The sequence below is a fragment of the Anaeromyxobacter oryzae genome (assembly GCF_023169945.1).
GTDB lineage: Bacteria > Myxococcota > Myxococcia > Myxococcales > Anaeromyxobacteraceae > Anaeromyxobacter > Anaeromyxobacter oryzae.
Map to the genome: position 1 here is coordinate 5,484,118 of NZ_AP025591.1, position 14,128 is coordinate 5,498,245.

11 protein-coding genes, 1 other RNA gene and 1 pseudogene are annotated in these 14,128 nt (G+C 73.3%); 6 read left to right on the forward strand and 7 right to left on the reverse strand.

What is annotated here, in order from left to right:
- Window positions 1–87: 87 nt before the first annotated feature.
- Window positions 88–186, reverse strand: a pseudogene (locus AMOR_RS29890) (hypothetical protein); the annotation flags it as partial.
- Window positions 187–435: 249 nt separating this feature from the next.
- Between AMOR_RS29890 and AMOR_RS23850 the strand changes: the two are divergent.
- On the forward strand, window positions 436–1,008 hold the full coding sequence (locus AMOR_RS23850; protein ID WP_248362678.1) for a hypothetical protein: 573 nt from the start codon (window positions 436–438) through the stop codon (window positions 1,006–1,008).
- 544 nt (window positions 1,009–1,552) lie between these two features.
- Here the strand turns inward: AMOR_RS23850 and AMOR_RS23855 are convergent.
- From AMOR_RS23855 to AMOR_RS23870, 4 genes are all read right to left on the reverse strand, one after another.
- Entirely contained in the window at window positions 1,553–2,353 is an 801-nt protein-coding gene (locus AMOR_RS23855; protein ID WP_248354851.1) for a hypothetical protein, read from the reverse strand.
- A 240-nt stretch (window positions 2,354–2,593) separates the two neighbouring features.
- Window positions 2,594–2,944: a transfer-messenger RNA gene (gene ssrA / locus AMOR_RS23860) on the reverse strand.
- A gap of 154 nt (window positions 2,945–3,098) precedes the next feature.
- Window positions 3,099–4,376, reverse strand: coding sequence for a PAS domain-containing sensor histidine kinase (locus AMOR_RS23865; RefSeq protein ID WP_248354853.1), 1,278 nt, complete (start codon window positions 4,374–4,376; stop codon window positions 3,099–3,101).
- Between the two features lie 112 nt (window positions 4,377–4,488).
- A complete protein-coding gene (locus tag AMOR_RS23870) occupies window positions 4,489–4,695 on the reverse strand; it encodes a hypothetical protein (protein WP_248354855.1) in 207 nt (68 codons plus the stop codon).
- 129 nt (window positions 4,696–4,824) lie between these two features.
- Between AMOR_RS23870 and AMOR_RS23875 the strand changes: the two genes are divergently transcribed.
- Window positions 4,825–5,742, forward strand: coding sequence for a LysR family transcriptional regulator (locus tag AMOR_RS23875; RefSeq protein WP_248354857.1), 918 nt, complete (start codon window positions 4,825–4,827; stop codon window positions 5,740–5,742).
- A 62-nt stretch (window positions 5,743–5,804) separates the two neighbouring features.
- On the opposite strand, the gene AMOR_RS23880 is transcribed toward AMOR_RS23875, so the two are convergent.
- Together AMOR_RS23880 and AMOR_RS23885 are read right to left on the reverse strand one after the other, a co-directional pair.
- Entirely contained in the window at window positions 5,805–7,454 is a 1,650-nt protein-coding gene (locus AMOR_RS23880; protein WP_248354859.1) for a B12-binding domain-containing radical SAM protein, read from the reverse strand.
- Window positions 7,455–7,490: 36 nt separating this feature from the next.
- Window positions 7,491–8,462, reverse strand: a complete 972-nt coding sequence (locus AMOR_RS23885) for a DNA-3-methyladenine glycosylase family protein (protein ID WP_248354861.1) — start codon at window positions 8,460–8,462, stop codon at window positions 7,491–7,493.
- A 164-nt stretch (window positions 8,463–8,626) separates the two neighbouring features.
- On the opposite strand from AMOR_RS23885, the gene AMOR_RS23890 reads away from it, so the two are divergent.
- From AMOR_RS23890 to AMOR_RS23905, 4 genes are read left to right on the forward strand one after another with little or no spacing between them, the layout of a single operon-like run.
- The gene (locus AMOR_RS23890; RefSeq protein ID WP_248354863.1) at window positions 8,627–10,102 is read left to right on the forward strand and encodes an FAD-linked oxidase C-terminal domain-containing protein; all 1,476 of its coding nucleotides are present in this window, start codon (window positions 8,627–8,629) and stop codon (window positions 10,100–10,102) included.
- Window positions 10,099–11,337 carry an FAD-binding oxidoreductase gene (locus AMOR_RS23895; RefSeq protein WP_248354865.1) on the forward strand — a complete coding sequence of 413 codons (1,239 nt, stop codon included), beginning with the start codon at window positions 10,099–10,101 and terminating at the stop codon, window positions 11,335–11,337. The genes AMOR_RS23890 and AMOR_RS23895 overlap by 4 nt, the downstream gene beginning before the upstream one ends.
- Before the next feature lie 2 nt (window positions 11,338–11,339).
- Window positions 11,340–12,728: a (Fe-S)-binding protein gene (locus tag AMOR_RS23900; protein WP_248354867.1), complete on the forward strand. Its 1,389-nt coding sequence runs from the start codon at window positions 11,340–11,342 to the stop codon at window positions 12,726–12,728.
- Window positions 12,725–14,062 (forward strand): NAD(P)H-dependent oxidoreductase, encoded by a 1,338-nt coding sequence (locus AMOR_RS23905; RefSeq protein WP_248354869.1) that lies wholly within the window; start codon window positions 12,725–12,727, stop codon window positions 14,060–14,062. The genes AMOR_RS23900 and AMOR_RS23905 overlap by 4 nt, the downstream gene beginning before the upstream one ends.
- Window positions 14,063–14,128: the final 66 nt, after the last annotated feature.

Here is a 14,128-nt window from a genome sequence, read left to right on the forward strand (position 1 = left end):
GCTGAACGAGCTGCCAAGGAACGAGCGGAGGCGAAACGCGCCGCTCGACGTGCCGCGGAACGAGCAGCTGCGGAACGGGCAGCCGCGGAACGGGCAGCCGCGGAACGGGCAGCCGCGGAACGGGCAGCCGCGGAACGGGCTGCTGCGGAGCGGGCTGCTGCGGAGCGGGCTGCTGCGGAGCGCGATCGGCGGCTCACCCTAGCGGGAATAGCAGTTGTAGCAACAGTGGTACTGTGCGTGTGGGCTTCGGTGTCTTCTCCGGGCCCAGAAGCGCTCCGTCGCGGCGATCCGCCCGCGACCGCTGCTCTACGCGAGTCGTCACGACCGACCTCGGGTGAGCCGTCACGTGCACCGCCACCCGCCCAGCGAGGACGCGCTTCCGTTTCGACGCCGAAGGGAACCGCTCCTAAGGTCCCGATCGACGATGCTGAAGCGATGGCCGCATTCTTTTCCTCCGCCGGCGAAAGTCCCGACCGGAGCCAGTGGACAGACGCGCGTATCGAGTCACAGATCGTCTGGAATGATCATGGCGCGATTCGCGTGGGCATGATCGTGGAGGCTTCACGCGCTGACGCAAAGACAGCGTGCTTCCTTCAGGTCTCAGACGTCAACTCCGACCATCGGATCACGCGGACCCGCGTCGTTGATGTCCCCCCACATTTCTGCAATCCGACGCCGGGCATCGTTTCTGTTGAACCGAAGCTGTACCAGTTCGATGCGAAGACAACGATGTGCGCGGTCCGGTACGGCGAACTGCACCAGGGGTACGGAGGCGCCGACTGGACGTTCTTCCGGTTGACCGGCGAGGGACTCATCAAGAACGGATCGGTCGAGATCCCGCTCGAACCGGAGTCACCGTATCCGGTCGCGTTGGAAACGGAGACATCGCGCGAGGGCCCGTATCGATTAGCTGTCTTGTTGCGCAAGGGTAGGCAAACAGTCTCGCGCGTGCCGTACGTCTGGAGCGGTGATCGGTACATCGAGCAGCTTCCCTCGTCGGCGAAGTGAGATCGCACCGACCGTCCCGGCTCATCGCGCGAAGTTAGTCGCCGCCGTGACACAGCGCACGCGGGTGTCTCGGCTGCTCGGGGACGCCCTCGCTCTCCTTAGGGAGGAGCATGGAAAGTGCTATTCAAGCTGCTACTGGCGTTGTGGAAGAACGCCCAACAGGTCTGGTTCGATCACCTGCTGGCCCTCTCGATGCTCGAGGCGGACGCGGCGAGATGTAGCAAGAACGGCCTCTTCGTGTCTATGCGCCCGGTTGCAAACGAAGCCTGCTACCGCGTCGTGAACGCCTACGTTGGGAAACTCCGAGAGCACCGCATTCCAGCGGATGACACTGGAGGAAGCAGTCGCAGCCCGTCGCATCACCTGCGATGGCGAGTGGGTCGAGGCTCTTCAGGAGCGGTACTTGAGGTACGCCTGTTAGCTGGACCGGCGCCCGACTCCGCATCCCAGATGCCTTGCGCATCCTGACCTGGAACCTGAATCACCGCACAACGCGACCCGCGATCCGAGGATCGGTCGGGGCGGCCGCGCTGGCGCTCAGCCCCTACTTGGTCTTTGGCGACGCCGTCGCACGGGGCAGCGTCGGCCTCGATCCGTAGAACCGGAATGCGCTCATGTCGGGCGGGCTCGCGAATTGCGTGAAGGTCTGGCCTTGCGCGGCGGCCTTCGTCCTCAGGTGGTCGGCCCACGCGTTCGACAGCGCCTCGAAAAAGGCGAGCAGTGCGGGATCGTCGTCTCGTGCGTGGCTCACCCACAACATCCCGGCGTCTGGGCTTCCTGGAACCCGCACGGGCGTCCTAGGGTTGAAGTAGATAACGCCGTCGATGCTCGAATACTGGCGCGATCCGTCCTCGTTCTTCTTTCGCAGAATCCTGCCGATCAGCCTCCAGACGTCGTGCGGCTGGAGATCAAGGTTTCCGTCGCTCGCGACCCAGAGCACTCCCTTCGCACTGGGCATGTTGAGCAGTTCCGCTGTCTGCCTCAGCTGGCGGTTCGCCTTTGCGACGACCTTCTTCTGGAGCGGCTCGGTCAGCACCTCCATCCACTCGTTCTGACAGATGCGGTGAAGCCGGTGCATCTCGATGCGCGCCCGTCCGTACACGAGCATGAGGCCACGCCGCATCCAGTCGTGGGTCAGCTCTCCGAGCTTTCTCGAGTACGCCTCACCGAAGCTGTCCACTTCGAGTGCCTTGAGCTCGGCGATCACGCCATGCTCACGAAAGAGATAGTCCGCCTGCTCAGGCTGGGGATGCTGGGTCGGGACGAGCCCTGATACGAGTTCCCCGCCGAAGCTCTCGACGAAGGGGTCGAGCACCGACTGGAGCGGCGGAGAGGATGGGGGCACGGAGGACCTCCGAATTCCAGATCGCTTCCATACATCCCGAGACTGACGGTGCAGGCGCGGAGTTGCGCGCCCCACGGCGGCGGTCGTTCTCGGTCGCAGTCGTTACGGTAAGAGGAGGACCCAGTTCAAGATGCTGGGTCCCGTCCAACACCCAAGTCTTTGGAACCCGGACCTCGGTACCAAGCACCTGCTACCAATTTGCTTCCGCAAGAAAAAAGCCCCCGGGTCACGGGGGCTTCTGAGTGGAGGCGCCGGGAATCGAACCCGGGTCCGAAAGACTTCCAGTGAATGGCCCTACGCGCGTAGCCCGGAGAATTTACGTGAGCGGCAGCCTCCGGACCTGCAACCGCTCACGTCCTCACCCTTTGATCTCGACCGAGGCAAGGCGGGTCGCTTCCCGCTTCGGTCCAGCCGGAGCTGACGTCCACACCCGGTACCCGGCGCTTCCGGGGGAACGCACGGCCTTTAGTTAGGCCGCGAGAGCCATGGGCTCGTTCGCGTTTCTGCTTGGTCCCGTTTTTACGTGGCCTCGTGACCAACCACGGCGCGCACCAGACGCCTTCCGTCCTCCGTCGAAACCAGTTCGCCCCCTGGCGAACCAAAGACCAACGGTCCCTAGATAACGCGTCCCAGGGGCCGGTCAAGCACCGACGAGCCCGACTGTAGCACGCCGGCGGGCGCGCGGGCGGTCGCCCGCCGGCGGGACGACCCGGCGAGTGGCCCGGGCGGGCGAACCCGCGAGCGCCTACGCCTTCGGGAGCGCGACGCAGAACACCGCGCCGCCGCGCGGGTTGTCCTCGATCCAGATCCGGCCGCCGTGCAGGTCCACGATCCGGCGCGCGATGGCGAGGCCGAGCCCCGTGCCCTTCACGCCTTCCTTCGCGGCGCGCTCGAAGCGCGTGAACACGCGCTCCTTGTCGGCATCCGGGATCCCCTCGCCGGAGTCTGCGACCGACACCCGCCAGCGCTCGCCGGCGTCCGAGACCGCGACCTCGATCGTGCCGCCCGGAGGACCGTACTTGATCGCGTTCGAGACGAGGTTCGAGAAGACCTGCGAGACGATCTCGTTCGCCCGCGCCGGGTACGCGCCCGGCGCATCGACGGTGAGGCGCGCGTTCCGCTCCGCGAGCGGCAGCTCGAACTCGTAGGGGAGGGCGTTCAGGACGCCGCCGAGGTCCACGGTCCCGAACTCGATGTCGCGCGCCGCGGAGAGCTTCGCATACGTGGCGGCGGCCTCGATCATGTCGGTGAGCTTCGCGCAGCTCCGCTTCGCGCCGGCGAGGAGTCGGGCCGCGGCCGGCGAGGACGGCCCCTGCTTGAGGAGCGTCTCGACCGACATCTGCATCGCCGCCGCCGGGCCGAGCAGGTCGTGGCGGAGGATGTCCGCGAACAGGTCCTTGATGCGCGTCGCCTCCTCGAGCTGGCGCGCGTAGTTCCGGAGCTCCTGCTCCTGGCGCTTGCGTTCGGCGATGTCGCGGATGACGCCGATGGCCGCCATGGGGGTGCCGCGGCGGTTCAGCACGACGGAGGTCTTGAGCCAGATCGTGAACGTCCGCCCGTCCTTGTGCTTCACCTCGATCTCGCCCGCCCAGCGCCCCTCGCGCTGGATCGCGGGCAGGATGACCCGCGCCGCGAAGGTCGGGTCCGCGTTCATGTCGTTGACGTTGCGCCCGTGGAACTCGTCCGGCGAGAAGCCGTAGATGGTCTCGACCGCCGCGTTCGAGTACGCGATCCCCCCCTGGAGGTCGACGACCTGGATCCCGTCGGGTGCGGCGTCGAGCGCGGAGTAGAGGAGGCGCAGGCGCGCCGACGCCCAGCGTCCGCGGTAGACCAGCACGACGAGCGCGGTGACGACCGCCCGGAACCAGAGCTCGATCGGCTCCGGGCGAACGAGGGTCTCGCGGAGCGTGCCCTCGTGCCAGATGTAGGCGTCGACCGCCGCGTCGAAGAACCAGAACGCCACGAAGGCGGCGACGGAGACCACGGCGAGCCGTCGCGCACGCGGCGCGCGGCTCTCGGCCATCAATGTCGTGATGGACCCTGGCATCCCCCGTCGCCCCCCTTGCGACGACCCGCCTTGCGAGCCTATGGGCCCGCGGCGATCGGGTCAAGAACGGGGCGCGGGATTCGCTGCGTCAGACCGGAAAGACGAAGTCCTCGGCGCAGAGCGGCGGCAGCGGGTCGGTGCCGCCGAGCAGGGCGGTCACCTCCCGCGCCGGTGCGCGTGCACTCCACGCGAAGCGGCCGGGTGCGTCCCTGTGGGTCGCGAGCGCGGTGCTCACGAGTCCCATGGAACAGGCCGGCTCCAGCTCCTCCTCGCGCAGCAGCTCCTCGTTCTTCACGTCTTCCTCCGTTCGTCTCGCGGGGCAGCAGCTCCCCTGCGGCGATGGTCGGCACACTACCGAGGAACCGTTCATGACGGAAATGCATTCTTGCTATCATCACCATAACAACAGGGAATGGAGGCACACGTGGACGTACAGGCCCTGCGGTACTTCGTCGAGGTCGCGCGCAAGGAAGGCTTCACGCGAGCGAGCGAGTCCCTGCACGTCACCCAGCCCGCGATCAGCAAGATGGTGAAGGCGCTCGAGGACGAGCTCGGCACGCCGCTCCTGATCCGCGAGCGCCGCCGCGTGAAGCTCACCGAGGCCGGACGCGTCGTGCTCGAGCGCGCCCAGGGCGTCCTCGACTCGCTCCGGCTCATCGAGGAGGAGGTGGTCGAGCTCTCGTCGCTGCGGCGCGGGCGGCTCCGCGTCGGCATCCCGCCCATCGTCGGCGTCGTGTTCTTCCCGTCGCTGCTCGCCGAGTACCACCGCGCCTACCCCGGCATCGCCCTCGAGCTGCGCGAGGAGGGCTCGCATCACATCGAGGATCTGATCATGAAGGGCGACCTCGACGTTGGCGCGATCGTGCTCCCCACCGACGAGAAGGCGTTCGGCACGATGCCGTTCGTGCACGACGAGCTCCGGGCGGTCCTCCACCCGAGCCACCCGCTCGCGTCGCGGCGGACGGTGGCGCTCCGCGAGCTCGAGCACACGCCGTTCGTCCTCTACCGTCCGGAGTTCGCCCTCCACGGCCACATCCTCGAGGCCTGCCGGCGCAGCGGGTTCAAGCCCACCGTGGTGAGCGAGAGCTCGCACTGGGACTTCCTCGTCGCGATGGTCGCCGCGAACATCGGCGTCGCCCTCCTGCCCGACACGATCTGCCGGCAGCTCGACCCGAAGCAGGTCCGGGCCGTGCGGATGAGCGAGGACACCATCCCCTGGAACGTGGCGATGATCTGGCGGCGCGACCGCCACGTCTCGCCCGCGACCCGCGCGTGGCTCGACCTCGCGCGCCGTCGCCTGCTCGTGGGCGGCAAGCCGGCCGCCGGCGGCACGGCGCGGTAGCGGCGCCGGTCGAGGTCGGGCGCGGGCGGCGCCGGGCGCGCCGGAGGGCGGAGCGGGGGCGCTCAGCGCTCGCCGGGCGGCGCGGCCGGGACGCCCGCCGGCACGGCTTCCCGCGCGTCGGATGGGGCCGGTCCGCCGGGCGCCGCCGCGCGCGCGCCGCCGGGCAGGACCCGGAGCGCGGGGCGCCGCGCCGCGCGCTCGGCGCGGATCTCCGCGAGGCGCCGGTCGAGGCGCGGGAGCACCGCCTCCTCGGTGTAGCGGATGAAGTGCTCGCCGATGATCGCGAGCGTCACCGCGCGCGGGATCGCGCCCGGGCCCCGGCGGAGGGCGCGGAGGACGAGCCGCCAGAACCAGCGCCGCCGCGGGCCGATGATCCCGAGCCCCCAGAGCGCTCTCCGGACCGTCCCGAGGGCGCCGGGACGCAGCGCGCCGCGGAGCGGCGGAGAGAGGTCGAGGTGCCGCTCGCACCGGGCGAAGTAGCCCTCCGGCGAGAAGAGGGCGGCGAGGAGGTCGCGGTAGGCCGCGACGAGCGCCTCGTCGCCCATGGTCGTCTCGAAGTTGGGGCGGTCGAACTGGTCGCCGCTGCCGCCGGTCCGGAGCCGCCTCTCGCGCTCGAGGCGGCGCCAGAGCTGCGTCCCCGGTAGCGCCGTGAGGATGCCGACCATCGCCCGCGGGATCGGGAGCGCGGACACGAAGGCGCGCTGCCGATCGACGGCCGCGGCGTCGTCGCCGTCGAAGCCGACGATGAACCCGGCGAAGACCTCGAGGCCGGCGCGGGTCAGCTTCTCGATGGCGGCGGCGGGGTCGACCTTCAGGTTCTGGCGCTTCCCCGTCCGCGCGAGCGTGTCGGGGTCCGGCGTCTCGAGCCCGACGAACACCGCCGAGAAGCTGGCGTCGATCATGGCCGCGACGAGGGCATCCTCGGCGGCGAGGTCGAGGCTCGCCTCGGTGAAGAGGTCGAACGGGGTGCCGCGCGCGCGCTGCCACGCGGCGATCTCGGGCAGGAGGCGGGCCGCCGCGCGGCGGTTCCCGATGAAGTTGTCGTCCACGATGAACAGCGGCCCCCGCGCGCCGAGGGCATGCAGCGCGTCGAGCTCGGCGAGCACCTGCGCCGGCGCCTTCACGCGCGGAGCGCGGCCGAAGATCTCGATGATGTCGCAGAACTCGCAGGTGAAGGGACAGCCGCGCGACACCTGGATCGCGTAGGTGGCGTAGCGATCGAGCCGCAGCAGGTCGAAGCGGGGGACGCGGGCGAGCGCGAGATCCGGTCGCGCCTCGCCGGTCGGCGTGAGGTCGCGCGGCCATGCGCCGGGGCACTCGAGCGCCTTCACGAGGATCCCGAGCCGGCCCTCCGCTTCGCCGCGGAACACGTGGGTCGCGTCGGGGAACGCGGCGGGGCTCGTCGTCGCGGCGGGACCACCGACCACCGTCGTCTTCCCGAGCGAGCGTGCGCGGGAGAGCACCGCGTGCATCGACGTCGCCTGCACGAGCATGCCCGTCACGAGCACGGCGTCGGCCCACGCGACGTCGGCGTCGTCGAGCGGCTCCAGGTGCAGATCCCGGATCCGCAGCTCCCACGATGCGGGCAGGTGCGCGGCGAGCGTCGCGAGGCCGAGCGGCGGCAGCGTCGCGCCCTTGTCGACGAACGGCAGGCTGTGCTGGTACCCCCAGTACGTCGCGGGCGAAGCGGCCTGAACGAGGAGGGCGCGCATGACCCTCATCACTCCCGCCGCGGCGTCACGGGTACGTCACCGACCGTGCGACACCGTCGGGGCGCCTCCGCCGGCCGAGGCCCCCTCGGGGGACAGGATCATCCGGCGGAGAAAGAGCGCGTAGTAGAGCATTCCGCTCCACGGCCCGAGTCGCTCCACGAGCGGTTCGCCGCCGAGGCCGCCGAGGAGGCGCACCGCCGCGGCGTCGCCCGGTGGGAACACGTCGAGCCTCCCGAAGCCGCGGAGCGCGAGGAGCGCCGCCGACCACGGGCCGATGCCGGGGACCTCCCGGAGGCGCTCCAGCAGCGCGCGCGTCGGGAGCCGCTCCAGGGATGCCTCGTCGAGCGCCCCGTCGGCGACGGCTCGGCACGCGCCCTGGAGCGCGCGCGCCTTCGCGTCCGAGAGGCCGCAGGCGCGGAGGACGCGGGCGGGCGCGGCGGCGAACGCTTCCGCGGAGGGGAATGGCCAGGCGACGACGCCGTCGAGCCGGACCGGCGCGGAGAGGGAGAGGACCACCCGGCGCAGCGTCGCGACGGCCGCCGCGAGGCTCACCTGCTGGAACGGGATCACCGACGCGAAGGCCTCGTGCAGGGCCGCGAAGCGCGGCGGCCGGACGCCGGACACGGCTCGCGCGATCGGCGCGAGCGCGGGGAGCCGGGCCGCGCGCCGGTGGAACGGGCCGAGGTCCACGTCGAGCCCGAGCACGCGCCGGATGCGGGCCACCCACGGCCCGGCATCGCCGGCGGCGCCGAACAGGTCCACCGCGAGAGCGCCTCCCTCCGGCGCCTCGCGGATGACCCATCCCGCCGCCCCCGCCGGGGTCTGGAAGGCGCGGACGTAGCGTCCCGCGTCGCGGATCTCCACCGGGTGGGCGGGCAGGCGCTGGAGGAGGCGGACGGTGAGATCGAGCCGGAACGGCGGCCGGAGCGGCACGACCAGCGCGGCGCGGCGGCGGAGCGTGCGCGGCGGCGCTGCGGCGGGCGCGGGAGGCGCACGGCGGGAGGGCACCGCCTCCCGATAGCGCGTGTGGTTCGGCGGCGCCGGGGGGGCGCGTGCCGCGACCCGGCGAGCGCGCAGGTGCTGCCACCGAAAAAGGCACGCTGTACCCTGTCGAAGGTTGCCGCCGCCGGGGACCGGGGAAAAAAGCGTTCCGTCCCCAGGAAGGTGCGCGCATGCAGCAGGCGACGAACCACGCGCTGGCTCCGGACGTGCTCGTCCGCCGGTTCGCGGCGGCGATCGGCGCCGCGCACGTGATCAGCGATCCGGCCGAGCTGCTCGTGTACGAGTGCGACGGCCTCACCCACGGCCGGACCCGTCCCGAGCTCGTCCTGCTGCCCGGCACGGCGGAGGATGTTCAGGCAGTCGTGCGGATCGCCGCCGAGGCCGGCGTCCCGCTCGTTCCGCGCGGCGCGGGGACGGGGCTCTCCGGCGGAGCGAGGCCGGTGATCGGCTCCGCGGTGCTGTCGCTCGCCCGGATGCGCCGCATCCTCGAGGTCGATCTCGAGAACGGGTGGATCCGCGTCGAGCCGGGCGTGATCAACCTCGACGTCACGCGCGCGGTGGCGGGGAAGGGCTGGTACTACGCGCCCGATCCGTCCTCGCAGGGCGTCTGCTCGATCGGCGGCAACGTCGCGGAGAACTCCGGCGGCGCGCACTGTCTCAAGTACGGCTTCACGACGAACCACGTCCTCGCGGCCCGGGTCGTGCTCTCCGACGGCAGCCTCGTCGAGCTGGGCGGTCCCGCACCGGACGCGCCCGGCTACGACCTGCTCGCGGCACTCGTGGGGAGCGAGGGGCTCTGCGGGATCGTCGTCGAGGCGACGCTGCGGCTCCTCCGGAAGCCGGAGGCGACCCGGACCTTCTTCGCGACGTTCCCGTCCACGGACGAGGCGGGGAACGCGGTCTCCGGGATCATCGCCGCGGGGATCCTCCCGGCGGCGATCGAGATGATGGACCGGCTCGCGATCGTGGCGGCCAAGGCCGCGACGGGGCTCGACTGGCCCGACGTCGGCGCCGCGCTCCTCATGGACGCGGACGGCACGACGGCGGAGGTGGAGCACGTGGCCGCCCGCGCCGTGGAGATCGCCCGCGCGGCCGGCGCGCTCGAGGTCCGCGTGCCGCGCGACGAGGGGGAGCGGCAGCTCATGTGGAAGGGGCGGAAGAGCGCCTTCGCGGCGGTGGGGCGGATCAGCCCGAGCTACCTCGTGGAGGACGGCGTGATCCCGCGCTCGGAGATCGCGCGCGTGCTCCGGGAGATCGAGGCGCTCGCGAGGGCGGAGGGGCTCCGCGTCGCGAACGTGTTCCACGCCGGCGACGGCAACCTGCACCCGCTCGTGCTGTACGACGCGGCGGTGCCCGGCCAGGAGGAGCGTGCGGCCCGGCTCGGCGGCGAGATCCTGCGCCTCTGCATCCGCTCCGGAGGGTCGATCACCGGCGAGCACGGGGTCGGCGCCGAGAAGGCGGCGTACATGGCCGAGCAGTTCCGCCCGGAGGACCTCGACACCATGGGGAAGGTCCGCTGCGCGTTCGATCCGGTGGCGCTGCTCAACCCCGGCAAGGTCTTCCCGACGCCCCGGCTCTGCGGCGAGCGGCCGGGCCCCTACCGCCCGCACCCGGCCGAGGTCGCAGGCCTCGCGGAGCGCTGGTGAGCTGGGCGGCGCACACGGCGGCGGCGAGCGACGTCGTGGCCGGCGTCCCGGCCCGCGTCGCGCTCGAGCCGGCGTCGCTCGAGGAGGCGGCCGACGCGATGAGCGCGCTCGCCCGCGACCGCCTCTGCGTGACGTTCGTCGGCGGGGGGACCGAGCTCGGGCTCGGCGCGGCGCCCGCGAGGCTCGATGCGGTGCTGCACACGCACCGCCTCGCCGGCGTGAAGGATCACGCCCCCGCCGACCAGATCGTGCACGTCGGGGCGGGCCTGACGCTCGCCGCCCTGCAGCGGCACCTCGCGCCGCACGGCCAGCGGCTCGCGCTCGACGCGCCCCGGCCGGAACGGGCGACCCTGGGCGGCCTCCTCGCGGCGAACGGGTTCGGCCCGCGGCGGACGCGCTACGGCACGCTCCGGGATCTCGTCATCGGCATCACCGTCGTGCGCGCGGACGGCACGGTGGCGCGCGGCGGCGGCAAGGTCGTGAAGAACGTGGCGGGCTTCGACCTGCCCCGGCTGTTCTGCGGGTCGCTCGGGACGCTCGGGCTCGTCGCCGAGGTGATCCTGCGGCTGCACCCGCTGCCGGAGGCGAGCGAGACCGTCGTCGTGCCGGGCCTCTCGGCCGTCGAGGCGCGGGGGGTCGCGCGCGCGGCGGCCGCCGCCTTCCTCGAGCCGACGGCCGCGATCGCCCTCCCGGAGGAGGGCGGCCGGTTCCGCCTGCTGCTCCGGTTCGAGGGCTTCGGGCCGGGCGTGAAGGATCAGGCGGACCGGCTCGCCGCCCTCGCCGTCGCGGAGGGGCGCCGGCCGGAGCGGCTCGCGGGCGCCGACGAGGCCGCGGCCTGGGCGCGCCACGACGCGCTCCGGACCGCCGGCGACGTGTGGCTCAAGGCGGCGTTCGTCCCGGCGGCGATCGACGCGGCCGCCGCCTCGCTCGCGGAGGCCGGGCGGGCGCTCCGGGGCGGGGCGCTGCTCCTCTACCCGACCCTCGGGCTCGCCTGGGTGACCGGGACGCTCGAGGACGGCGCCGCGCCGGCGGTCGCCGCCGCGGTCGAGGCGGCGCGGGGCGCGCTCCGCGCGGGTCACGGCTCCGTGGTCGTCGCGGCGGCGCCGACCGCGCTCCGGGCGCGGCTCGACGCGTGGGGCACCGCGCCGGGCGGCCTCGCGGTCATGCAGCGGCTGAAGCACGAGCTCGATCCGGACGGCCGCCTGGCGCCGGGCCGGCTGGCGGGGGGGATCTGAAAGTGGCGCCCGAGACGACGACCGAACGACGGAGCACCGAGAGCGCCCGGGCCGCGCCGGAGAAGCGCGGCCTCCCCGAGGCGGCGCCGGGGGAGCCGCGGCACGGCGAGCACGGCGGCGGGCTCGACGCCGCCGAGGACTGCGTCCACTGCGGCTTCTGCCTGCCGGTGTGCCCGACGTGGCAGAGCTGGCAGGAGGAGATGGACTCGCCGCGCGGCCGGATCGATCTGTTCCGGGCCGTGTCGGACGGCCGGCTCGAGCTCTCGCCGGTGGTCGCCGGGCACTTCGACCGCTGCCTCGGGTGCATGGCCTGCGTCACCGCGTGCCCGTCCGGCGTGCGGTACGATCACGTCATCGAGGACGCGCGCGAGCGGGTCGAGCGGACGATCCGGAGGTCTCCGCGCGAGCGGCTCTTCCGCTCGCTCGTGTTCGCGATGTTCCCGTATCCGCGGCGGCTCCGCGTCGCCGCGCTGGCGCTCTGGGCGTGGCGCCGGAGCGGGCTCGCATGGCTCGCGCGGAGGCTGGGCTTCCAGCGGGCGTTCCCCGCGATCGCGCGGCTGGAGGCCCTCGCGCCGCCGCTCACGCTCCGGGAGGCGCTCGCGCCGGTGCCGGCACGGACCCCCGCCGTGGGCGAGCGGCGGCTCCGGGCGGCGCTCCTCGCCGGCTGCGTGCAGCGCGTGTTCTTCCCGAACGTGAACGGGGCCACCGTCCGCGTCCTGGCGGCCGAGGGCGTCGAGGTCGTCGCCCCGCGCGGCCTCGGGTGCTGCGGCGCGCTCTCCGTCCACGCGGGCCGCGCCGACGAGGCGCGCCGGCTCGCGCGCGACCTCATCGAGCGGCTCGAGCGCGAGGACTACGACGTGCTCGTCGTGAACGCCGCCGGCTGCGGGTCTCACCTCAAGGACCTCGGCCACCTCTTCGCGGACGACCCGGAGCTCGCGCCGCGGGCCCGGGCCATCGCGGCGAAGGTCCGCGACGCGACCGAGCTCCTCGCCGCGCTCTCGCCGCGGGCGCCGCGCGCGCCGATCGCCGCCCGCGCCGCCTACCACTCGCCCTGCCACATCGGCCACGCCCAGCGGCTCGTGGACCAGCCGCGCCGGCTCCTCGCCACGATCCCGGGGCTCGAGCTCGTCGAGATCCCCGACGGTGACCAGTGCTGCGGCTCGGCGGGCGTCTACAACCTCGTCGAGCCGGAGAGCGCGGCGGAGATCGGCAGCCGCAAGGCGGCCAACCTGCTCTCGACCGGCGCCCGGCTCGTCGTGAGCGCGAACCCTGGCTGCACGCTCCAGCTCCGGCGCCACCTCGCAGAGCGCGGCGCCACGATCGAGGCCGCCCACCCGCTGGAGCTGCTCGATCGCGCCATCGCCGCGGCGCGCCGCGGAGGAACGCCATGACCCTCTCCGCGCTCCTCGCGCAGCGGGAGGCCGACGGGCGGCCCATCCGCGTCGGGCTCGTCGGGGCCGGCAAGCTCGGGGGCACCTGGCTCGCCCAGGCGCGCCGCACGCCCGGCGTGCACGTGGTCGCGGTCGCGGACCTGCGGCCGGACCACGCCCGGCTCGCCCTCGCGCGGGCCGGCTTCGCCGCGGAGCGCTGCGCCGCGGACGACGTCTCGGAGGCGGCGCGGCTCGGGACGACGTGGGTCGGCGAGGACGCCGTCTCCGTGGTCCGCGCGCCGGAGATCGAGATCGTCGTCGAGGCGACCGGGAGCCCCGCGGCGGGGGTCCGCCACGCGCTCGCCTGCGCCGCGACGGCGAAGAGCCTGGTGATGGCGAACGCGGAGGCGGACGCGCTCGCGGGCCCGCTCCTCGCGGAGCGGGTCCGGCAGGGCGGCGGCGTGTACTCCCTCGCGAACGGCGATCAGCCCGCCCTCGTCTGCGCCCTCGTGGACTGGGCGCGCGCGTCCGGCTTCGACGTCGTGGCGGCGGGGAAGGGGACCCGGTTCCTGCCCCGGTTCCGCCGCTCCACGCCCGAGACGGTGTGGGCGGACACGGGCGTCACGCCCGAGCAGGCGGCGGCCGCCGGGCTGAACGCGCGGCGGTACAACGCGGTGCTCGACGGGACGAAGTCGGCCGTCGAGATGGCGATCGTCGCGAACGCGACCGGCCTCGACGCCCCGCCGAACGGCCTCGGGTTCCACCCCTGCGGCGCGCGCGAGCTCCCGCGCGTGCTCCGGCCCGAGGCGGACGGCGGCGTGCTCGCGCGCGCGGGGCAGGTCGAGGTGGTCTCGAGCATCGAGCGCGACGGCGCGCCGGTACCGGACGACCTCCGGCACGGCGTCTTCGTGGTGATCGCGGCGTCGTCGCGACACGTGGCGACCGCGTTCGGCGAGCACGGCGTCGCGACGGACGACTCCGGGCGGTACGCGGCGCTGTGGCGCCCGGCGCACCTCGCCGGGCTCGAGCTGGGCGTGAGCGTCGCGTCCGCCGCGCTCCGCGGGGAGTCCACCGGCGAGCCCGTGGCGTGGCGCGCGGATGTCATCGCCGTCGCGCGCCGCGACCTCGCGCCGGGCGCGCAGCTCGACGGCGAGGGCGGGTACGCGGTGTACGGGCGCCTCGTCCCGGCCGAGGTGTCGCGCCGGCTGCGCGCGCTGCCCATCGGCCTCGCGACCGGGGTCCCCCTCGTGCGCGCGGTCGCCGCCGACGCGCCGGTGACGCTCGCGGACGTCGCCCTCGACGAGGACGCAGAGGTGGTCCGCGTCCGCCGCGAGATGGAGCTGCTGTTCGGGTGAGCGAGGGCGGGACCCCGGCATGGCCGGGGATCCCGTCCCCCGAGCGTGGCTGAGGGATCCGGTCGC

Bases quoted from the DNA above. Each gene is read 5' to 3' on its own strand.
- AMOR_RS23850 (WP_248362678.1), top strand. From the start codon at position 436: ATGGCCGCATTCTTTTCCTCCGCCGGCGAAAGTCCCGACCGGAGCCAG.
- AMOR_RS23865 (WP_248354853.1), bottom strand. From the start codon at position 4,376: ATGGCCGAGAGCCGCGCGCCGCGTGCGCGACGGCTCGCCGTGGTCTCC.
- AMOR_RS23880 (WP_248354859.1), bottom strand. From the start codon at position 7,454: ATGCGCGCCCTCCTCGTTCAGGCCGCTTCGCCCGCGACGTACTGGGGG.
- AMOR_RS23890 (WP_248354863.1), top strand. From the start codon at position 8,627: ATGCAGCAGGCGACGAACCACGCGCTGGCTCCGGACGTGCTCGTCCGC.
- AMOR_RS23905 (WP_248354869.1), top strand. From the start codon at position 12,725: ATGACCCTCTCCGCGCTCCTCGCGCAGCGGGAGGCCGACGGGCGGCCC.